The 20073-nt window shown below is 62.1% G+C and carries 15 protein-coding genes; 9 read left to right on the forward strand and 6 right to left on the reverse strand.

Translation table 11 applies throughout. The features are described from left to right. Window positions 1-85 precede the first annotated feature (85 nt). The 6 genes from ACIOTN_RS15885 to ACIOTN_RS15910 all read left to right on the forward strand — a co-directional run bounded on the left by ACIOTN_RS15885 (window position 86) and on the right by ACIOTN_RS15910 (window position 6687). Window positions 86-235 carry a hypothetical protein gene (locus tag ACIOTN_RS15885; protein WP_402735688.1) on the forward strand — a complete coding sequence of 50 codons (150 nt, stop codon included), beginning with the start codon at window positions 86-88 and terminating at the stop codon, window positions 233-235. A gap of 225 nt (window positions 236-460) precedes the next feature. After that, window positions 461-1219, forward strand: a complete 759-nt coding sequence (locus tag ACIOTN_RS15890; RefSeq protein ID WP_402735689.1) for a LamB/YcsF family protein — start codon at window positions 461-463, stop codon at window positions 1217-1219. Continuing rightward, window positions 1216-2820: a carboxyltransferase domain-containing protein gene (locus tag ACIOTN_RS15895; RefSeq protein WP_402735690.1), complete on the forward strand. Its 1605-nt coding sequence runs from the start codon at window positions 1216-1218 to the stop codon at window positions 2818-2820. The genes ACIOTN_RS15890 and ACIOTN_RS15895 overlap by 4 nt, the downstream gene beginning before the upstream one ends. 9 nt (window positions 2821-2829) lie before the next feature. After that, complete coding sequence (locus tag ACIOTN_RS15900) at window positions 2830-4569, forward strand: acetyl/propionyl/methylcrotonyl-CoA carboxylase subunit alpha (RefSeq protein ID WP_402735691.1); 1740 nt, start codon at window positions 2830-2832, stop codon at window positions 4567-4569. A gap of 52 nt (window positions 4570-4621) precedes the next feature. Beyond that, a complete protein-coding gene (locus ACIOTN_RS15905) occupies window positions 4622-5296 on the forward strand; it encodes a GntR family transcriptional regulator (protein WP_365945765.1) in 675 nt (224 codons plus the stop codon). A 395-nt stretch (window positions 5297-5691) separates the two neighbouring features. Beyond that, a complete protein-coding gene (locus tag ACIOTN_RS15910) occupies window positions 5692-6687 on the forward strand; it encodes an adenosine deaminase (protein ID WP_402696597.1) in 996 nt (331 codons plus the stop codon). A gap of 116 nt (window positions 6688-6803) precedes the next feature. Here the strand turns inward: ACIOTN_RS15910 and ACIOTN_RS15915 are convergent, their stop codons facing one another. The 5 genes from ACIOTN_RS15915 to ACIOTN_RS15935 form a co-directional block, all read right to left on the reverse strand. Continuing rightward, entirely contained in the window at window positions 6804-7613 is an 810-nt protein-coding gene (locus tag ACIOTN_RS15915) for a putative hydro-lyase (RefSeq protein WP_402735692.1), read from the reverse strand. Window positions 7614-7626: 13 nt separating this feature from the next. Next, complete coding sequence (locus tag ACIOTN_RS15920; RefSeq protein WP_105657371.1) at window positions 7627-8844, reverse strand: NRAMP family divalent metal transporter; 1218 nt, start codon at window positions 8842-8844, stop codon at window positions 7627-7629. 295 nt (window positions 8845-9139) lie between these two features. Further along, on the reverse strand, window positions 9140-11035 hold the full coding sequence (locus tag ACIOTN_RS15925; protein ID WP_181148832.1) for a BCCT family transporter: 1896 nt from the start codon (window positions 11033-11035) through the stop codon (window positions 9140-9142). Between the two features lie 357 nt (window positions 11036-11392). Beyond that, the gene (gene purH, locus ACIOTN_RS15930; RefSeq protein WP_402735693.1) at window positions 11393-13063 is read right to left on the reverse strand and encodes a bifunctional phosphoribosylaminoimidazolecarboxamide formyltransferase/IMP cyclohydrolase; all 1671 of its coding nucleotides are present in this window, start codon (window positions 13061-13063) and stop codon (window positions 11393-11395) included. Window positions 13064-13160: 97 nt separating this feature from the next. Further along, a complete protein-coding gene (locus tag ACIOTN_RS15935; protein WP_146112913.1) occupies window positions 13161-13898 on the reverse strand; it encodes a hypothetical protein in 738 nt (245 codons plus the stop codon). Between the two features lie 187 nt (window positions 13899-14085). On the opposite strand from ACIOTN_RS15935, the gene ACIOTN_RS15940 reads away from it, so the two are divergent. After that, on the forward strand, window positions 14086-15423 hold the full coding sequence (locus ACIOTN_RS15940; protein WP_402735694.1) for an MFS transporter: 1338 nt from the start codon (window positions 14086-14088) through the stop codon (window positions 15421-15423). A 49-nt stretch (window positions 15424-15472) separates the two neighbouring features. Here the strand turns inward: ACIOTN_RS15940 and ACIOTN_RS15945 are convergent, their stop codons facing one another. Then, window positions 15473-16042: a TetR/AcrR family transcriptional regulator gene (locus tag ACIOTN_RS15945; protein WP_133833191.1), complete on the reverse strand. Its 570-nt coding sequence runs from the start codon at window positions 16040-16042 to the stop codon at window positions 15473-15475. Window positions 16043-16249: 207 nt separating this feature from the next. Here ACIOTN_RS15945 and ACIOTN_RS15950 point away from each other — a divergent pair, with 207 nt between their 5' ends. Both ACIOTN_RS15950 and ACIOTN_RS15955 read left to right on the forward strand, forming a co-directional pair. Then, window positions 16250-16918: a histidine phosphatase family protein gene (locus ACIOTN_RS15950; protein WP_105657364.1), complete on the forward strand. Its 669-nt coding sequence runs from the start codon at window positions 16250-16252 to the stop codon at window positions 16916-16918. Between the two features lie 108 nt (window positions 16919-17026). After that, window positions 17027-20047: an alpha-mannosidase gene (locus ACIOTN_RS15955; RefSeq protein WP_402735695.1), complete on the forward strand. Its 3021-nt coding sequence runs from the start codon at window positions 17027-17029 to the stop codon at window positions 20045-20047. The last annotated feature ends 26 nt before the right edge of the window (window positions 20048-20073 follow it).

Below are 20073 nucleotides of genomic sequence, written 5' to 3' on the forward strand. Positions count from 1 at the left end.
TTTTCGCCACGATTCACGGCTAGGCTATGTGAACCAGCACCCGATAGCTGGCGACCAAGCAAGGCACGGATGAAGGGAAATAACCATGGGAACCGAAAACCACTACGAAACCACAGGTCCAGCTCAGACTCCGGACCCAGAGGGCGAGAACACTACTGTCCCTGATCCGGATGCGGCCCAGAACGCGCCTATTCCGTTCGGGCATGAAGATTCCGACGGCGAAGAAGGCCAGTAGCCGCACCGCCAGCCACAAGACCTGCCCGAGGCCAGGATTCCGCAAGGATTCCTGGCCTCGGGCTTTAGTATTCCACGTGCAAAACGCCTGATCAGATGACAGATGGGAACACCACTCCAGCAGAATTCCGGGAAGCGATGCTCAAAAACCCTGCCAAGATTGTTGAACAATTACCGAAAGTGGGGCATTCTTTTACCAAGAGGTTTTCACGAGACGGGGATCACAATGCCATACATAGACCTGAATTCAGACGTAGGCGAGTCGTTCGGCAACTGGACGATGGGCGACGACGCCGCCATCTTCACCTCCGTGTCTTCGGCCAATGTAGCTTGCGGGTTCCACGCTGGAGACCCCAGCACCATCGCCCAGACCTGCCGCGATGCGGTCAGCGCCAACGTCACCATCGGAGCCCATGTGGGCTACCGCGACCTGGCCGGTTTCGGCCGCCGCTTCCTGGACTGCTCGGCCACCGAATTGGCCGATGACATCCTCTACCAGCTAGGAGCCCTGCAGGCCCTGGCACGCGCCGCAGGCAGCGAAATCAAGTACGTCAAGCCGCACGGCGCGCTGTACAACGCCATCGTGCACCACCAGGTGCATGCCCAGGCCGTCATCGATGCCATCAAGGCCTTCGGCACCGACCTGCCGGTCCTGCTGCTGCCAGGTGCTGTCGCCCTGAAAAAGGCCGAAGCCGCTGGCCTGCGCGGCGTCGCAGAAGCCTTCGCCGACCGCAACTACACCCCCGAGGGCACCCTGGTCTCCCGCCGCGAATCCAACGCCGTATTGCACGACCCCGCGCAGGTCACCGAGAACATGGTCCGCCTGGCCACCGAAGGCACCATTGTTGCCGTGGACGGCAGCACCATCAAGATGGAAGCCGAGAGCATCTGCCTGCACGGGGATACTGCCGGTGCAGTGGCCATGGCCAGCGCCGTGCGCGCAGGACTGGAACATGCCGGCGTGCAGATCCGGAGCTTCGCGTGAGCATCCGCGCCATTCACCGGGCAGGTTCCCATGATCTGCTCATCGACCTGGACTCGCTCGATGCTGTCTTGGCGCTCAACGTCGCCTTGGAAACCTCTCCCCTGTCCGGACAGCGCGACCTCTTGGCCGCCGCGCAAACGGTACTGCTGAAATTCGATTCCGCGCAGAGCGCCGAACGGGCCATGGCAGCACTGCCAGAACTTGAAGTAGCTTCTGCACTCCACGCTGCGGGCAAGCTGGTTGAAGTACCAGTGAACTACGATGGCGAAGACCTCGCCGCCGTGGCCGAGCTGACCGGGCTGAGCACCGAGGCTGTGATCAATGCGCACACCAGCCAGAGGTGGCGTGCAGTATTTGGCGGGTTCGCTCCCGGCTTCGCCTATCTGCTCGGCGAAAACCAGGACTTGAATGTCCCGCGCAGAGACTCCCCGCGCACCAAGGTGCCCGCCGGAGCGGTAGCGCTCGCCGGTGAGTACTCGGCCGTCTATCCGCGCCAATCCCCCGGGGGCTGGCAGCTGATTGGGCATACCGATCTGCAAATGTGGGATTTGCAGCGCGAAAATCCTGCATTGATCCGGCCGCAGGATACCGTGCAGTTCGTCCGGGCCACCCGGAAAATATCGGTGAGCCAGGCACCCGCCGCACGAAACGAAGCATCGGAGCAGGCACTTGCCGGTGGCCTGAAAATCATCGACGCCGGCCTGCAGTCCCTGCTCCAGGATGCCGGACGCATCGGCTACGGCAACCTCGGAGTTGGCGTCGCAGGAGCCGCAGACCCGGCCGCCTTCCACCAGGCTAACCGTCTGGTGGGCAACCAACCAGGCCAGGCCGTGATCGAGAACCTCGGCAGCCGCATCACCGTTGAAGCCGAGCAAGACCAGGTGCTGGCGCTTACCGGCGCCGAAGCAGAACTCTGGATCACCCCGGCCGAAGACGACCTGCTCCGCACCCCGCGCCAGGCCGCGGCCAATGCACCGTTCGCGCTGCTGCACGGCGAGCGTCTGGAGGTTGAACCCGCCGGCCGCGGACTGCGCAGCTACCTTGCGGTGCGCGGCACCATCGAGCAGGAACCGGTCCTCGGCTCGCTGTCCACCGACACCCTCTCCGGCGTCGGTCCCCAGCCTCTGCAAGCCGGTGGCATGCTGCCGGTGAACCGCCCGCAGCTGGGCCACATCGTTGGCAACAGCGAACCGAGCACCCTGCCGGTCCCAGACGATAACGGCGTGTACACGCTGCGCGCCATGCCCGGTCCGCGTGCCGATTGGTTTGGCCTGGCGGGCCTGGACCAGCTGGCCGCCCAGATTTGGGATGTCACCAGCGAATCCAACCGCGTGGGCGTGCGCCTGGGCACCGGCGCGCAGCCGCTGCAGCGCGTCCGCTCCGGGGAACTGGCCAGTGAAGGCGTAGCCCGCGGATCCTTGCAGGTGCCGCCCTCCGGCCTGCCGGTGCTGTTCCTCGCAGATCACCCGGTCACCGGCGGCTATCCGGTGATCGCCACCGTCATTGCCGAAGATCTCAGCGCAGCCGCGCAGCTTCCGCCCGGAAGCAGAATTCGATTCGAACTCCATCCCGCTGCCAGCCACGCGGCATCAGACGCCTAAGGAATTGCCATGAAAAAAGTTCTCATCGCCAACCGAGGCGAAATCGCGGTCCGCATTGCCCGGGCGGCCACCGACGCAAATATTTCGTCGGTAGCCATCTACTCGGACCCGGATGCCGACGCCCTGCACGTGCGCCGCGCAGATGAAGCGTACCCGCTGCACGGTTCCACCGGTGCGGACACCTACCTGGATATCGAGAAGATCATCGAGATTGCCAAGCGCTGCGGCGCCGATGCGGTGCACCCCGGCTACGGTTTCCTCTCGGAGAACGCGAACTTCGCCACCGCCGTCATCGAAGCCGGCATGAGCTGGATTGGTCCGCCTCCCGCGGCCATCGAAGCACTGGGCAACAAGGTCACGGCCCGGCAGATCGCGGTGCGCGCAGGTGCGCCGCTGGCCCCGGGCACCGACGGCCCGGCAGTGGACGCCGGCGAGGTGCGGGCCTTCGCTGAAGAGTACGGCGTGCCGGTCGCCATCAAGGCGGCCTTCGGCGGCGGTGGCCGCGGCATCAAGATCGCCTACTCGCTCGATGAGATCTCCGATGCTTTCGAGTCCGCCACCCGCGAAGCCACCGTGGCCTTTGGCCGTGGCGAATGCTTCGTGGAACGTTTCCTGGCCAAGCCGCGCCACGTCGAGGCCCAGGTGCTGGCCGATACCCACGGCAATGTGGTGGTCGTCGGCACCCGCGACTGCTCCTTGCAGCGCCGCCACCAGAAGCTGGTGGAAGAGGCGCCTGCCCCGTTCTTGACCGATGAGCAGCGGACCCGGATCCATCAGTCCGCGAAGGCGATCTGCAAGGAAGCCGGATATGTCGGGGCCGGGACCGTGGAATACCTGGTGGCGCAGGACGGTCTGATCTCCTTCTTGGAGGTCAATACCCGTTTGCAGGTGGAGCACCCGATCACCGAGGAGACTTCCGGCGTCGATCTGGTGGCCGAGCAGTTCCGCATTGCCGATGGCCTGCCGTTGTCCATTACCGAGGACCCCCAGGCCACCGGCCATGCCATCGAATTCCGCATCAATGCCGAGGACCCGGCTCGCGGCTTCCTGCCTGCGCTGGGCACCGTGGAGCGGTTCGAAGCGCCAACCGGCGCCGGCGTGCGCGTGGACTCGGGCGTGCGCAGCGGCTCGGTCATTCCGCCGTTCTACGACTCGATGATCGCCAAGCTGATTGTGCGCGGGGCCGACCGGAACCAGGCGTTGCGCCGTGCCCGCCTGGCGCTGGAAGAAATCAGCATTGCCGGTGTTCCCACGGTCCTGCCATTCCACCGCGCTGTCATCGAGCACGAAGCGTTCAACGGCGAATCCCTGGGCGTCTACACCACGTGGATCGAGGACGAGTTCCTCAACGAGGTGGAGGCCAGCGACGAGATGGATCTGGACCAGCGCGATACCAGCCGTGAAACCATCACCATTGAGCTCGATGGCAAGGCCGTCCAGCTGGGTCTTCCCGCTGCACTGACCAACGCGTTGCGCAATACCCCGGGAGCCGGCACCGCCGCCGCCACCCAGGATGATGCTGCCGGCCAGGTCGATGCCGCCGCGGTACGCAGCACCATGGACGGGAATCTCGTCCGCTTCGCTGCTGAAGATGGCAGTGCAGTCGCCGAAGGGCAGAGCATTGCCATCGTCGAGGCGATGAAGATGGAATCCACCATCACCGCGCACCGTGATGGCATCTTCCGTGCAGCGGACTTGAGCGCAGGGTCAGCCGTACGCCGCGGCGACACCTTGGGCACCATCGGCTAGCGTCCAGGCCATGGAATCCGTAGCCGCAGGCCAGTTGGGATAAATTGGAAGCATGAAAGCCACCAGCAGCACCTCGCATCCAGCCAAGGCCCCACACGCGCACAGCGGGCTCTGGGCTGCCAATGAGCTGCGCCGCCGCATTGCCGAAGGCGAGCTACTGCCCGGTGACAAGCTTTCCGAGCAGACCCTGGCTGAATCGTTGGGGCTCTCGCGCAATACCTTGCGCGAGAGCTTCACCTTGCTCAATAGCGAGCTGATCATCACCCGGATCCCCAACCGGGGTGTTTTCGTGGCTTCTCCGGATGCTGATGATGTGCGGGAAATCTATGCGGTGCGCCGTACCGTCGAGCCGGCATGCCTGGCGTGGGGCCAAGACATCGACCTGGACCGGTTGGGCAAGATCATCGAGGAGGCTCGCACAGGTCTGGCTGCCGGCGACGTGCCGCGGATGGCCAATGCCAATCAGGCCTTCCACAAGCAGCTGGTCGCCTCCTCCGACAGCGAACTGCTCCAGGAGCTGATGAGCCGCGTGCTGGCCCGCATGCGCCTGGTCTTCCACGCCATGAGCGACGCCCCGGATTTCCATTCGCACTACGTAGAGCGCAATGCGAATCTGCTGGCCATGCTCCGCGCCGGAAAGCGCTTGGAAGCCGCCCAGACCCTGCGCGGCTATCTCGACACCGCTGAAGCTGAATTGCTCAGCCACATCGCCCAACGCTCGGAGTAGGCATGGAGCAGGGCCTTGGCCCATGCCACTTGCGATTTCCATCTCATCCGCGCCGTGCATTCCTCACTGCTTTGCGGCAAATGCCAGCCTCCAGCGCTTGCCTCATCGGGTTGTGCACCCTTGTTTTCCAAGGATGCCCCCGACGCCGAATCCGGGTTTGCTCCGCGGAATTTTCACTGCGATCACCGGTTTTTCCGGATCCTTGATGCTATCGCCGCCGCCTGCCTGCCGGTGCGGACAGCCGCAAGCCCAGCGCCCTGCGGGTTTCCTCGACGCACGGACAAACCAAGCAAGCACATAGATAGCCAACGTATGGTTTAACGAAACCATTGCGCGCCACCGCCGTTTCATCACGGCCTAGGCCCTCGTCCCCTGCTTGGAAGGTCGCACCACCCGTGAAATTGCCTGTAGCCGAATTGCACATCCACCTTGAGGGAACGCTGGAGCCAGAAATGATCATGGCGCTGGCGGCAAAAAACGGTGTTGAGCTGCCCTATGCCACCGTTGACCAGCTGCGTGCCAAGTACCAGTTCAGCAATCTGCAATCCTTCCTCGACCTGTTCTATGCGAATATGGCGGTCTTGCGCACTGCTGGAGACTTCCACGAAATCACCGTGGCCTACCTGCAGCGCGCCCATGACTCCGGCGTGCGCCATGTGGAATTGTTCTTCGATCCGCAGGCTCACATCCAGCGCAGACTGGGCCTGGGCGAGGTCATCGCCGGCATCCGTTCCGGCCTGGCCGAGGGCGCAGAACGCTGGGGGATCTCCCACAAGCTCATCGCGTGCTTCTGGCGCCATGCCCCAGCGGAAGAAGCGATGGACTTGATGAAGGTGCTGGTCGCCGAGAAGCACGATATCGATGGCATCGGCCTGGATTCCTCGGAGGTGGGTTTCCCGCCCGAGCTGTTCCAGGAAGTCTTTGCCTATGCCCGCGCCCACGGCCTGCACGTCGTTGCCCATGCGGGCGAGGAAGGCCCTGCTGACTACATTTGGCAGGCGCTGGACTTGCTGGAGGTTGAGCGCGTGGACCACGGCATCCGTTGCCTGGACGACCCGACGCTGGTTCAGCGCTTGGTCGACGAGCAGATGCCTTTGACTGTCTGCCCGCTATCCAACATCCGCTTGCGTGCGGTGGACACCATGGCCGATCATCCGTTGCCGCAGATGCTCGAAAAGGGCTTGAAGGTTTCGGTGCATTCTGATGATCCTGCCTATTTCGGCGGATACATGGATGCCAATTTTGCCTCGCTCATGGCAAGCTTCAACTTCAGCACCGGGCAGTTGGCTACGCTGGCAAGGAATTCCTTTGAATCCGCATTCCTGGATGAAGAATCCAAGCAGGTACTGCTTGCCGAAGTCCAGGCCTGGGTTCAGCGGCAAAGCCTTTAGACATGGGAACGCGGCGGCCTCTTGGGGGAAGGCCACCGCGTTCGATCCAGTGCCAAAGGCCCTGGCGGGAACTTGGCGGCCCCCTTGGGGTGAGGCCGCCTCGTTCGGTCTATGGGCTAGGGAACCTGGTATTGGGAATCCCTGATATCCGTAATGAGCATGTGCCCCGGTGCGTGGCCGATGGCCAAGGCCGGGCGGGACTCCATCACTGCTGCCTGCGGCGTGACGCCGCAGGCCCAGAACACCGGAATCGTCCCTTCCGGGATCTGCACTGCATCTCCGAAGTCAGGTGACCCCAGATCTGCTATGCCCAGCTCTTGGGGGTTCCCGATATGCACTGGAGCCCCGTGCACAGCTGGATAGCGCGAGGTAATGCGTACCGCGTCGGCAACCTGCGAGGCAGGAATCGGACGCATGGAGACCACCATCGGACCGGACATCGCTCCGGCCGACTGCGAGCGGATATTGGTCTTGTACATTGGCACGTTCACGCCCTGGTCGATATGCGCGATGGAAATGCCGCTTTCCATCAGTGCGCTCTCGAAGGTGAACGAGCAACCGACAATGAAGGTCACCAGATCATCACGCCAGTACATGGACAGGTCGGTGGGCTCATCCACCTTGACCCCGTTTTCGTAAACCATGTACTTCGGCGCGTCGGTACGGATGTCCCCGCCTGCCAGCAACTCGTTGCTGGTCTGCCCCGCCTCCAGGACACCGAGGATCGGGCAGGACTTGGGGTTGCGCTGGGCAAAGAGCAGCACATCGAAGGCCAGTTCCCGTGGAACGATGATCAGATTTGCCTGCGCATATCCAGCGCTGATCCCGGCGGTAGGCAGCACCTGCCCGGCACGGAACAATTCGCGAGCTTCGCTCGGGGCCATCGCCGCACGTTCGGAATGCCCGAGATTCTTCAAGTCCTTCATGGTTGCTTGGCTCCTAGCCGTTCCAGAGGGCTGCCAGACCCGAAATCGAGTTCCAGCCGAGGTACACGCTGAGCAGCCAGGTCAAGGCGCCGATGACCAGCAGGGCCTTGGGGTAGTTGTATCCGTTCATCAGGTCGCGGCGGCGCCATGCGACCCAGAGCAGTATTGCGAAGCCCACCGGAAGGATCAGACCGTTGAAGGCTCCGGCGAAGATCAGCAGGGTTGCCGGCGCCTTGCCCAGGAACAGGTAGATGATCCCGCAGACCACGATGAAAGCCACGGTGATCAGGTTGCGGGTGCGCTCCGGGGTGGTGCGCTTGGTGATGAAGGAAACCGAAGTGTAGGCGGCACCGATCACACTGGTCAGCGCAGCGGCCCAGAGGATGACGCCGAAGGCACGGATGCCGATGGGGCCCGCGGCGTGGCCGAAAGCTTCGGCAGCCTTGTTGTCGCTGGTCAGCGCTACGCCTCCAGCCACAACGCCGAGGATCGCCAGGAAGAGCAGTACGCGCATGACACCGGTGACGATAATTGCCAGCGTCGAAGTGCTGGAGATCGCCTTGACATGCTCCACGCCCGATGTGCCCGAATCGATCATGCGGTGGGCGCCGGCGTAGGTGATGTAGCCGCCAACGGTGCCGCCGATCAGGGTGGTGATGATCAAGAAATCGATCTTCTCGGGGAGCACCACGTTGCGGATCGCATCGCCCACCGGTGGGGCAGCGACAATTGCCACGTACAGCATCAGCAGGATCATGACGGCTCCCAGCATCACCACAATGCGGTCCAATGCCATGCCGGCTTTCTTGGAAAGGAAGACCAGAATGGCGATGGCCGCGGAGATGGCGCCGCCAATTTTGGCGTCAACACCCAGCATGGCGTTCAGCCCCAGGCCTGTGCCGGCGATATTGCCGATGTTGAAGACCATGCCGCCGATGAATACCAGTGCGGCCAGTACCCAACCGATGCCAGGGACGACTTTGTTGCCCAGTTCCTGGGCACGCATTCCGGATACCCCGATCACGCGCCAGACGTTCAGCTGGACCGCGATGTCCACAAGGATGGAGACGACAATGGCGAAGGCGAAGGCCGCGCCAATTTGGACCGTGAACTCTGTGGTCTGGGTGATGAAGCCCGGTCCGATGGCGCTGGTGGCCATCAGGAACATGGCGCCTAGGAGCGCCGTGCGCCGCGCCTTGCTGCTTTGGGATGTTGACTCAGGAAGTGCCATGATGACGTTCCAATGCGATAGTGGTGACAGCTGTCACAGAATCAATGTAACGCACAAGACAATACAGGTTGTTGAACAACTATTGCAACGGGTTGTTCAACAATTTTCGAATTTTTGCGCTTTTAAATTACTGTGGCAGCTCACCCGCATGCCGGTTCAGCTGAAAACGCCAATATGAAGGTGATCAGGGCTCCGTGCGGCGATCAGGCAAATGGGGCCGCGCGGGCCTTCGATTACTCGGTGCCCTGCCCGGCCCCAAAGGTTTCTTGCCGCTGCATCCCAGGAAGCGCAGCGTTCAGGACTGCTTCGAATCGCCAAGCTCCTCGTGCTTGGCCTCGATTCCCTTAGGCGTCGCGGACTCATCGGTCAGTTCCTTTTTCACTTCCACGATATCCAGCACTCCGGTATCCGTGTACCACTCGGTTAGCGCCGGGTCATCGCTTTCGAAGTCCGCGCCCGCACCTTCCTCCTCGGGCACTGCGGCCACGCCGAAGACGAAGTCATCGCCATGCTCGTCGATGCCCCGGCGGACACCGCCGCGGATCGCCTCGACCGCATAGCGGTGGCGGATCATCAGCGGATCATTGCTCAGGTCCATGGCCCAGGAGATCATCACGCCGATCAGGATCACGGTGAACGGCAAGGCGCAGGTTACCATGATCGACTGCAAGCCAGACAGCGCGTTGCGTCCGCCGGCCAGCAGCAGGAACATGGCAATCAGGCCGAGGGCGACAGCCCACACAATGGTCACGGGCTTGGAGGGCTCGGGTCGACCGGACTGGGACATCGAGCCCATGACATTGGCTGCGGAATCCGCTGCCGTCACGAAGAACACCAGAATTGCCACCAGACAGACCACCCACATCACCGGGCTGAACGGAAGATTCGAGAGCAGATCGAACATGACATTCTCACCTGAGTTCTTCACCTCCATGTCTTGCCCGGTCATCCGCATCCAGATGGCACTGCCACCGAAAACGACGAACCAGATGATGGAAATCGCGGCCGGCACAAAGACCACCACGGTCACGAATTGGCGCAGGGAGCGGCCCTTGGAAATCTTTGCAATGAACATGCCCACGAATGGCGACCACGAGATCCACCATGCCCAATACAGAGTCGTGTAGGCGGTCAAGTATTCCTTCTGCACCTCGCCCTGACTCGCGGCAACGGTAAGCATCTCAGGCAAGTTGCCGATCAGGGCAATCAGTGAGGTAGGAACCAAGTCCAGGATGAAGACCGTGGGTCCGGTGACCAGCACGAACAAGGCCATGGCTACGACGAGGGTCATATTCGCATTAGAAAGCAGGCGAATGCCCTTCTTGATGCCGGCTACGGCCGACAGCGTGAAGACCGCGGTCAGAATGCTGATCACGACGACAACATATCCGTTGCCCAGCTCCAGCCCGGTAATGATGTTCGTTCCGGTACGAATCTGCAGCGCGCCGATGCCCAGCGAGGTTGCAGTGCCGAACAGGGTCACCAGCACCGCGAAGATGTCGATGATCTTGCCCAGGACCTTGTTATTTCCTCCGGGGAATACCGGTTCGAAGAGCGAGGAGATCAGAGGCAGGCGACCGCGACGGTAGGACGCATACGCCAAGGCTCCGCCCACCAACGCATAGATGCACCATGCGAAGCTGGCTTGATGCAAAATCGAGTCGGTCATGGCTGGAAGCACCGCTGCCGCGGATTCCGCTTCGGCAGTTGTCGAAGGCGGCGGCGTGATGAAGTGGCTCAACGGCTCAAGCGGGCCGTAGAAGATCAAGCCAATGCCCAACCCCGCAGCGAAGAGCATCGAAATCCAGGAAATTGTCGAGAACTCGGGAACGCTGTCATCGGCGCCGAGGCGGATCTTCCCCGTCGGACCATAGCCGACCACCAGCATGAAAATGACGATTCCAACCACGGTGAGATTGAAGAGCCAGCCGAAGTTTTCCACGACCCAGCTCTGCATGGTCGTTCCCACCAGGTTCAGATTGCTCGGCGCGAAAATGGCCCAGACCAAGACCGCGGTTGAAACCAGCAACGCCACAACGAAGACGCTGCGGCGCGTCGAAAACTTGATTCCGGTGTCCTCAACGCTGATCCCCGGAATCAAACCTGGGTGGATCCCAAATGCTGGTTCCTTCGCGACACCGCGCAATGCGTTCTTAACCTTGTTGGCCTTCTTCCCCGAACTTTCTTGCATATCTGGAGAAGCCGAAGAAACTTCTCCAGACCTGTCTGCTGAACTTCTTGGACGTGACTTATCAGTATCCATAACTTCACATAATATTGCGTCGGACCCGATTAATTCCATTCCACCTGCTCGACCCCCGAAGAGAACCCTACCCATTAGGCTGTTCAGAAACTGGCATTCTCCCTAGGCAATCAGATGGATTAGTCGATTTGCCGGTTTGCACCGAGGACGGGAGCAGAGCCCGCATACGGCGGCCGTCATAGTGAGCTTGGTGCCTATCTGCTGGCAGCTTGCCAGCAAGCGAAGAAGGCTGCTGCTAAGACATTTGGATGTCTTGGCAGCAGCCTTCCTCACGACGCGGATCGACTAGTGGAAGAAGTGGCGTGCACCGGTGAAGTACATCGTGATACCGGCTTCGTTCGCTGCCGCGATGACTTCCTCATCGCGCACCGAACCACCGGGCTGCACGACAGCCTTCACTCCGGCATCGATCAGGATCTGCAGGCCGTCGGCGAATGGGAAGAACGCATCCGAAGCGGCCACGGAGCCCACGGCACGCTGTTCCGAAGCAGCCGCGTCAGCGTTCTCAGCGCCACCGGCTGCATCCGCGCCGGACTCGACCTTCACGCCCAGGGTGTTGGCACGTTCCACGGCCAGCTTGCAGGAGTCGATGCGGTTGACCTGGCCCATGCCGATGCCCGTTGCTGCACCATTCTTGGCCAGCAGAATCGCGTTGGATTTGGCAGCGCGCACGGCGCTCCAGGCGAATTCCAGATCTGCCAAGGTAGCAGCGTCAGCTGCTTCGCCGGCAGCAAGGGTCCAGTTCCCCGGGTTGTCGCCCTCGGCGTCGATCTTGTCGCCGGCCTGGACCAGCATGCCACCGCTTACCTGGCGGAACTCGTTCTTGTTCCGGCCGTAGCCATCTGGCAGTGCCAGCAGGCGGATGTTCTTCTTGGCCGAGAGGATCTGCACGGCTTCGGCCTCGAAGTCCGGGGCGATAACCACCTCGGTGAAGATGCCCTTGACGGTTTCAGCCATTTCCTTGGTGACCGTGCGGTTCGCGGCGATCACGCCGCCAAATGCGGACACCGGGTCGGTAGCGTGGGCCTTGCGGTGCGCATCAGCGATTGGATCTGCCGCGTCATCCGAAGCGACGGCCACACCGCAAGGGTTGGCGTGCTTGACCACAGCCACAGCCGGCTTCTCGAAGTCGTATGCGGCACGCAGTGCAGCATCTGCATCCACGTAGTTGTTGTAGCTCATTGGCTTGCCGTGCAGCTGATCAGCCTGGGCGATGCCGGCTGGAGCGGCTTCGTCAACGTAGAGCGCTGCCTGCTGGTGCGGGTTTTCGCCGTAGCGCAGCACATCGGCTCGCTGCAGGGCCACGCCTGCGTAGGCTGGCCAGTCGATGACGCCGTCGCCGTCCTCATCCAGGAACTGGCTTGCGGTCCACGAGGCTACCGCGGTGTCGTAGGCTGCGGTGTGAGCGTAGGCCTTGGCGGCCAGGCGCTGGCGGGTCTTCAGATCGAAGCCGCCCTCGGCTGCTGCTGAGATGACCTGCGGGTAGAAAACTGGATCAACCACGATGGAAACGGCGGCGTGGTTCTTCGCTGCCGAGCGGACCATGGCTGGGCCCCCGATGTCGATCTGCTCGACGACTTCATCCTGCGAGGCACCCGAGGCGACGGTCTGCACGAAGGGGTACAGGTTCACCACTACCAGGTCGATCTGCTCGATATCCATCGTGGAGAGGATGTCCATGTGCTCGGTGACGCGGCGGTCCGCAAGGATGCCGCCGTGGATGCGCGGGTGCAGGGTCTTGACGCGGCCATCGAGCATTTCAGGGGAACCGGTCACCTGCTCGACCTCGGTCACGGGAATTCCAGCGGCAGCGATTTTCTTGGCTGTGGAGCCGGTGGATACCAGCTGCACGCCTGCGGCGTGCAATCCAGCGGCCAGCTCCTCCAAGCCGGTCTTGTCGTAGACGGAAATCAGTGCGCGACGGATAGCGACTTTGTCCAGCACGGTCTTACTCACGAAATTTTTCTCCCGGCGGTGAGAATGAATGGGGCGGGCAGCGCAGAGGCCACCGCCTTCATTCTAACCAAGGAAGGCACCGGAATTTCAGTTCGTGTCAAGCCCCTTCCGGCAATGAGGAAAGGTGCGGGAAATATGAAGAAAGCTGCTTGTCAGTCAGGCAAAGCTGCAGAAGTTTTTCTGCATGTTCTTCATCTGCGACATAGGCCACGAGATCTGCCTTGGTCCGTTCGCCCAGCTCTTCGCGCAACGACCGGGCTACCGCAACCAACGTGTGATAATAGCGCTTGATGGTAGGTTCCCAGCCATCACGCGCTGCCAGTCCGGTCATCGCCTCGGACCATAGCGTGGCCGCGGGATCTTCGCATAAATCAATGGATGACCAGTGCCAATCGCTGGGTTCCCACTTATCCGAGTAGAAGCTCTCCTCGTCGCTGTCTTCCAGATCCGCTTCCAAGGAGGCCAAGACGTCGTCGAGATCTTCCCCGTCGGAATCCTCGTCATCCGGCTGGTCTTCGTCTTCATCATCGGAATCCGTGATCAGCAGCGAATCGTCTTCCAATGTGACGGTTTCAGGTTCAAGGCTTCCATCGCCTTCGGCATCGGGACGGTCCTCGTAATCGGCAGGCTCATCGGCGTCTTCACCGCGTTCCACCAATTGCTCGCGAGACTCCGTGAGGCGATCTCGTTCCAGGGCCTGCACCGAGTTCAAGGCCAGCAACGGCATGGCGATGCTTTCGCTTTCCTCGGTGCTGACTCCATGCAAGGCAATGGCATAGAAGTCCTGGTCGGGGTGTCCAGCTATCACTTCCGCTGCGTGTCGAAGGGCAGTCACCCGTATAGCCTCTTCGAGAGCGGTCCAATCTACTCCCATGTCCAGAGATTACCCCCTTGCCGGCGCAGACAACAGGCCTTGACGTGGCGGGAGAAGAAGCGTAGAGAGCTACACCTGGAACCTGGTTTTCGGCTATGCTTCACGCGGTACAAACCATTTCTGCTCGCACACCGAAAGGTGCACCACTGTGTCTTCCGCACCCCTGCCTTCTGGCACATCGATCGTGCAAGAGCTGCCGTTCAAATGGAAGGTGCAGGGCACCATTTTCATTATCGGCGGACTCGGCTTCATGTTCGATGCCTGGGACGTGACCCTCAACGGCGCGTTGATTCCATTGGTCGCCGAAGAGTGGGGGCTTGACCGTCCCACCGCGGCCTTGCTGGGCACTTCCAATCTGGTGGGCATGGCGCTGGGCGCCTTCCTCTGGGGCGGGATCGCCGACCGCTATGGACGCAAGAACGCCTTCAGCCTGACGCTTCTGATGTTCTCGCTATTCACCATCCTCGGCGCGCTGTCCCCGAATTTCGGCTTCTTCGTCGCCTTCCGCTTCCTGGCCGGCGTCGGCCTGGGAGGCTGCATCCCGGTGGACTATGCGCTCGTCGGCGAGTTCACCCCTGCCAAGCTGCGCGGACGCGTGCTCACCGCCATGGATGGCTGGTGGCCGGTGGGCGCGGCACTGTCCTTCTTCGTTTCGGGGTGGGTGATGGCCACCGCCGATAATTGGCGGCTGATCCTGGCAGTCATGATCCTGCCCGCGTTCATGGTGTACCTGGTACGACGCTCCATGCCCGAATCCCCATTGTTCTTGGCAGCCAAGGGCCGCGACGCCGAGGCCCGTGCGGTCATCGACCAGCTCGTGGAACGCACCGGGGCCACTGAGCGCGAGTACGTAATTGCACCTGTGGAATTGGAAAAGGCACCGCGCTGGTGGGAGCAGGTCGCTTCGCTGTGGCGGTACTCCTGGAAGATCACCGCCACCAGCTGGCTGCTGTTCATGACCATTTTGCTGGTCTACTACCTGGCATTGACCTGGTTGCCATCGATTCTGACCGAGGCCGGAATGGCCCAGTCAGCGTCGTTCTTCGCTACCGCGGTGATGGCCCTGATGGGGCTGGTGGGCGTTGTTCTGGCAGCATTGCTGGTGGAGCGGGTTGGCCGTAAATGGCTGCTGGCGATCTCCGCGCCAATCTCAGGCATCGTGCTTGTGATCGTAGCCCAGAACCTGCATATCCCAGCGACCGCGATTGCCTGGGTGCTGGTCTTTGGCGTGGTGGTCCAGGTCGCTATTCCGGTGCTGTATGCCTACGTTTCCGAGCTGTACCCCACCGAATTGCGCGCCAGCGGTTTCGGCTGGGCCTCGACCATGTCCCGCTTTGCCGCCGGCTTCGGTCCCCTGCTCTTCGCGGCCCTGTGGCCAGTGGTCGGGCTGGGCTGGCTCTTTGCCGGCGCGACTGCGCTGGTGCTGGTCGCCGTCGTCTTCATGTCGCGATTCGCTCCAGAAACCCGCGGCATGAGTTTGGATTAAGGATCATCTGCCAGCGGCGAATGCCAGCACCTTCTGGTGCTGGCATTTGCTAGTCCTGCGTAGTTTGCGGGCGCAAGCCGTCGCGCATGATCTGCACGATGCGGTCCTCCAAACCAGGCTGGCTCTTGCTGAAGGCCCGCGGCAGTGGACGGGTCATGGCCCCGATGGTGGCAATCAGTTCTATCTCCGTTACGTCTTTGCGGACCAAATTCGCGTTCTTGGCCAAGTCCAAGGCGGAGTGCAGGGACTGGCCGGCCTCTGCCTGGACCTCCAGAATGCGGGGGCTGATCTTCCGTGGTAATTGCAGCCCGAGCGCTTCGCTCAGTGCCCCGAGATTCTGCTGGACCAGCGTGCCAAGCAGAACTTCCCAAGCGTCCGTGTCACCGTCTTCAAGCCGCTGAACCGCTGATTGGGAAGCGATTCGGATATCCCCAAGCGTGCCGAGGGTGACTTCTTCAACCAGCGCATTCCGGTCAGCAAAGTTTCGATACAGTGTGCCGATGCCCACTCCGCTGGCCTCTGCAATAGTTTCCATCGCAATCTGGGCGCCGTGTTCTGCAAATAATTCACGAGCTGCTCGAAGGATGTTCTCACGTCGCCGAAGAGCATCTGAACGCATGAGTGGAATCCGATCTGAAGGAAATTCTGGCGCACGACTTGCCACCTGACGATTTCACGATAGCGGACAGGCAGTGCTCTGACGAAGCGGAAATCAACTTTCCAGAACGAAAAGTTTGCTCCCCGCGCCCTCGCCCAGCCATTCCGCATTTCCAGAAACCGTGCTATCCCTAGGATCTAGAACCTCAAGGCCAAGGAATCCTCGGATATGCGTTTTCAGCTCATCAGGCACGGACAAACCCCATCGAATGTTGCCGGGCAGCTTGATACCGCTTACCCGGGTGCCAGCCTCACTCCGCTGGGGCATCGCCAGGCTCGTGCCCTGCCGCAGGCATTCAGTGGCGGGCAGCTGCAGTCCATCTATGCCTCGACGCTGAACCGCACGCAGCTGACGGCCCAGCCATTGAGCGAATCCACCGGACAGAAGCTGCAGGTCATTGACGGCCTCGAGGAGATTTCAGCCGGGACCTTGGAGATGCAGGCCGACGAGGCCTCACGCTATGCCTACGGCATGTGCCTGCATTCGTGGATGCATGGCGACTGGGAGCAGAAGATGCCCGGCGGGCCGAACGGCTACGACTTCATTGAAAGATATTCCAAGGCCCTGGAAACCATCGCCCGGGCACAGGACTACTCCGGCACGGTCGCGGTATTCAGCCATGGTGCCGCCATTCGCGTCTTCAGCGCATGGGCTACGAAGATGGCGCCTGCCGATGCCGCAGAGCTGCATATCGAGAATACCGGTGGCTCCTTGCTGGAATTGGGCATCGGCGGAACGTGGGCCTTGGAACGGTGGAATCCAGAACCGCTCGGTGGCGACTTCGTTCGCGATGTTCTCACCGAGGACGTGACGGGTGGCGAGGACGGCATCCCCTGAGCACCCCGCTCCACCGGGGATCGCGAGTTGCACCAACTCAGCATCTATTTTTTCGGTAGTCTGGCAGGGGAGCTCATTTTCCGCTGAGCGCACAAACGGAAGGCCCTCATGCACGACGACATTTCCCTGACCACCGGACGCGTCCGCCGCGTTCTGACCGAACGTATCCTTCCAGCGATATATTCAGAAACCATGCCATTGACCCTCTCCTGGCACGAATTGCCGGGAGAGCCGGTAGCTCCTGCGCAGGGCCTTGCACTGGACTACCAGCCCACAGAGGTGGGTACCCCGTGGGGCGCGGCCTGGGGCACCACATGGTTCCATCTGCAGGGCCAGGTTCCGGCGCATTGGGCCGGACGCCGGGTGGAAGCCGTGATTGATCTGGGCTTTGACATCAACATGACCGGCTTCCAGTGCGAGGGCCTGGTTTACCGGCCCGATGGCATCACCATCAAGGCGATCAACCCGCGCAACCAGTGGGTGCCCATTGCCGGTCAGGCCGAAGGCAATGAGGTCATCGACTTGTACCTGGAAGCGGCATCCAACCCGGTGCTGCTGGACTACCACCCGTTCCTCCCCACCGAGCAGGGCGATATCCTTACCTCGTCTTCGCGCCGGCTGTACACCACCCGCCGCATGGACCTGGCGGTCTTTGAATCCGTAGTACACGAGTTGTCGCTGGATCTGGAAGTGCTGCTGGATCTGCAAGAGCAGCTGCCGGCCGGCCCGCGCAAGATGCAGATCCTGCAGGCCATGGACAACGCGTTGGACGTGCTCGACCTGCAGCGGATTACCCAGACCGCGCAGGCCGCCCGCAAGGAGCTGGCAGCGGTCCTGGCCGCCCCGGCCGAGCACAGCGCGCACCAGATTTCCGCGATTGGCCACTCGCATATCGACTCGGCCTGGCTGTGGCCGCTGCGCGAAACCATCCGCAAGGTCTCCCGCACCTGCTCCTCGATGGTGGAGCTGCTGGGCGACGAGGAAGAATTCCTCTACGGCATGTCCAGCGCCCAGCAGTACAAGTGGCTCAAGACCCATCGCCCCGAGGTCTGGGATCGGGTGAAGAAGGCCATTGCCGACGGGCGCTTCCTGCCGCTGGGCGGCATGTGGGTCGAGTCCGATACCGTGATGCCCTCGGGTGAATCGCTGGTCCGCCAGTTCCTCTACGGCCAGAAGTTCTTCCGCGACGAATTCGGCATCGCTTCAAAGGGCGTATGGCTGCCCGATTCCTTCGGATACTCCCCTGCCCTGCCCCAGCTGATGCGCCGGGCCGGCTTCGAATGGTTCTTCACCCAGAAGATCTCCTGGAACCAGCAGAACAAATTCCCGCACCACACCTTCGATTGGGAAGGCATCGACGGCTCGCGCGTGTTCAGCCACTTCCCGTCGATGGACACCTACAACTCGCAGCTCTCCGGGGAGGAAGTCGCCAAGGCCTCGCGCCAGTTCCGCGAAGCCCGGCTTGCCAACAACTCCATCGCACCGGTCGGCTGGGGCGATGGCGGCGGCGGCACCACCCGGGAAATGACCGGCAAAGCCAAGCGCCTGGCCAATCTGGAAGGCAGTGCGAAAGTCCGGTGGGAACACCCGAACGACTTCTTCGACCGGGCCAAGGCCGAGCTGCCCAACCCTCCGGTATGGGTGGGAGAGCTCTACCTGGAGCTGCACCGCGCCACGCTGACCAGCCAGCACCAGACCAAGTCGGGCAACCGCCGCACCGAGCAGCTGCTGGTCGAGGCCGAACTGTGGGCGGCTACCGCAGCCATCCGCACCGGGGCCGAGTACCCGTACGAGCAGCTCGACGAACTGTGGGAAACCGTGCTGCTCCACCAGTTCCATGACATCCTGCCCGGCACCTCCATCGCCTGGGTGCACCGCGAAGTGGTGGCACGCTACGCCCAGGTCATCGAGCAGGCCGAGGCGCTGATCCGCGCCGCCCAGCAGCAGCTGGCTGGCGAGGGCTCCACCCCTATTGCATTCAACGGTGCGGCGTTCACGCGCAATAACCTGGCCTTCGGCCAGGCCAGGGAAGTGGAAGCCGTTCCTGTTTCCGCGGTCCGGGCAACGGCAGCCGATGGCGGCTACATCCTGGATAACTCGGTCATCCGGGTGGCGGTCAATGCCCAGGGCCTGATTGCCTCCGCGGTGGATCTGGCTACCGGCCGTGAAACTATTGCCGAGGGCCAGGAAGCGAACCTGCTGCAATTGCACCAGGACTTCCCGAACATGTGGGATGCCTGGGACGTGGACAAGTACTACCGCAACCAGGTCACCGACCTGCGCGAGCTCGATAGCCTGGAGCTGTCATCGCGCGAGGACGGCAGCCAGGTCATCACGATTGCCCGCAGCTTCTCCAAATCCACGCTGGTCCAGGAACTATCGCTGGCGCCAGGCTCGCGGACCGTGCAGATCTCGCAGAGTACCGATTGGCATGAGGCAGAGAAATTCCTCAAGGTCGCCTTCCCGCTGGATATCCGTGCCGAGCATGCAATTGCCGAAACCCAGTTCGGCTACCACAAGCGCGCCACCCACGTGAATACCAGCTGGGAAGCGGCGAAGTTCGAAACTTCCATGCACCGCTTCGTGCTGGCCGAGGAACCCGGCTTCGGCGCGGCACTGGTCAATGATTCCATCTACGGATTCGATGTCACCCGCGATGCCAAGGACGCGGCCGTCACGACAACCATGCGCCTGTCATTGCTGCGAGCCCCGCGCTTCCCGGATCCTGAAACCGACCAAGGCCTGCAGGCCCACCGCTACGGTTTGGTCATCGGCGCGGACGTGGCCATGGCAACAGAAGCCGGCGCCTTGCTCAACAGCGCAGAGCGAGTCGTCCATGGCGCCCACGGCGTGGACCCGCTGGTATCGGTCACCGGTGAAGGCCTGGTGATTTCCAGCGTGAAGCTGGCTGCGGACCACTCCGGCGATTTGGTGGTGCGGGTCTATGAATCCCTGGGGCGCCGTGCCAGCGGCAGCCTGTTGGTCAACGCGCAGGCCTTGTCTGCAGCCACCGCGAGCCTGCTGGAAGATGAGCTGGCGGGGCAGGCCATCGAGCTTTCCGATGGTGCTGTGCCGCTGAAGCTGGGCGCTTTCGAAGTGCGCACCCTGCGCTTCGCCCTGGCCAGGTAACCGCGGGTTCCGGGGCTGGACCTTCG

Origin of the sequence: Glutamicibacter sp. NPDC087661, assembly GCF_044743275.1 — a bacterium.
Classification (GTDB): Bacteria; Actinomycetota; Actinomycetes; order Actinomycetales; family Micrococcaceae; genus Glutamicibacter.

Coding starts and splice junctions, on each gene's coding strand:
- ACIOTN_RS15885 (WP_402735688.1), top strand. CDS start 86: ATGGGAACCGAAAACCACTACGAAACCACAGGTCCAGCTCAGACTCCG.
- ACIOTN_RS15890 (WP_402735689.1), top strand. CDS start 461: ATGCCATACATAGACCTGAATTCAGACGTAGGCGAGTCGTTCGGCAAC.
- ACIOTN_RS15900 (WP_402735691.1), top strand. CDS start 2,830: ATGAAAAAAGTTCTCATCGCCAACCGAGGCGAAATCGCGGTCCGCATT.
- ACIOTN_RS15905 (WP_365945765.1), top strand. CDS start 4,622: ATGAAAGCCACCAGCAGCACCTCGCATCCAGCCAAGGCCCCACACGCG.
- ACIOTN_RS15915 (WP_402735692.1), bottom strand. CDS start 7,613: ATGAAGGACTTGAAGAATCTCGGGCATTCCGAACGTGCGGCGATGGCC.
- ACIOTN_RS15920 (WP_105657371.1), bottom strand. CDS start 8,844: ATGGCACTTCCTGAGTCAACATCCCAAAGCAGCAAGGCGCGGCGCACG.
- ACIOTN_RS15925 (WP_181148832.1), bottom strand. CDS start 11,035: ATGCAAGAAAGTTCGGGGAAGAAGGCCAACAAGGTTAAGAACGCATTG.
- ACIOTN_RS15945 (WP_133833191.1), bottom strand. CDS start 16,042: ATGCGTTCAGATGCTCTTCGGCGACGTGAGAACATCCTTCGAGCAGCT.
- ACIOTN_RS15950 (WP_105657364.1), top strand. CDS start 16,250: ATGCGTTTTCAGCTCATCAGGCACGGACAAACCCCATCGAATGTTGCC.
- ACIOTN_RS15955 (WP_402735695.1), top strand. CDS start 17,027: ATGCACGACGACATTTCCCTGACCACCGGACGCGTCCGCCGCGTTCTG.